This is a genomic window from Rathayibacter sp. AY1C2, assembly GCF_002931195.1.
Classification (GTDB): Bacteria; Actinomycetota; Actinomycetes; order Actinomycetales; family Microbacteriaceae; genus Rathayibacter.
In genome coordinates, this window is sequence record NZ_PSWG01000046.1 from 1 (window position 1) to 941 (window position 941).

The following is a 941-nucleotide window of genomic DNA, read 5'->3' on the forward strand; positions in this document are numbered from 1 at the left end:
CCGCGGCGACCACCTGGTCATGCAGACCGACGGCAACATGGTCGTCTACTCCGCCAAGGGCGGCCCCGTGTGGAGCACGAACACGATCAACGAAGCGGGCGCCTCGGTGATCATGCAGCCCGACGGCAACCTCGTCGTCTACCGCGAGAACGGCTCGCCCGCCTGGGCGAGCAGCGTCCGCCGCGTCATCGCCGAGCCGGTGACCGACACGCTGTTCACGGAGCAGACCCTCCGCCCCGTCCACCAGCTCACCTCCGCCGACGGCCGCTCCAGCGCCGTCATGCAGAACGACGGCAACTTCGTCGGCTACGGCCCCCAGGGCGCCGTCTGGGGCACCGGCACCGGCGGCTCCGGCAACCGCATCACCATGCAGAAGGACGGCAACGCCGTCATCTACGGCTCCGACGGCTCCGTCAAGTGGTTCTCGGGCACGCGCGGCAAGGACCTCCGCCTGGGCATCAACAACGCCGGCTCGCTGATCATCGTGAACCCGTCCGACGACGTGATCTGGACCAGCCAGGCCGCCTTCCCCTCGACCACCCTCTACGCGGCGAACTCGCTCGAGGCGGGCAGCTTCCTCCGCTCCGCGAACGGCGTCTACCGAGCGGTGATGCAGGCGGACGGCAACTTCGTCGTCTACGGCAAGAACGGCCCGATCTGGGCGTCGAAGACCACCCGCGCAGGCGGCTTCTTCGCCCTCGACACCAGCGGGCAGATCGCCGTGGGCACCGAGACGACGAGCGGATGGTCGGTCGTCCCGCCCGCCGCGTCGGTCGGCCCCTACAAGCTCGTCATGCAGGACGACGGCAACCTCGTCGAGTACGACAGCCGCCGCGCGGTCTGGGCCAGCCGCGGCTGACGCCCCTCCGCCACGACGCCCCCTGGTCCCCGGACCGGGGGGCGTCGTCGTCTCCCCCGCCGTGGGACGATTCCCCCGACCC

At 70.8% G+C, this 941-nt stretch carries 1 protein-coding gene; it reads left to right on the forward strand.

Annotated elements, in window-relative coordinates:
• Window positions 1-859, forward strand: an 859-nt coding sequence (locus tag C5C55_RS16225; RefSeq protein WP_104234633.1) for a hypothetical protein, incomplete at its 5' end; no start/stop codon positions are given.
• Between the last annotated feature and the right edge of the window lie 82 nt (window positions 860-941).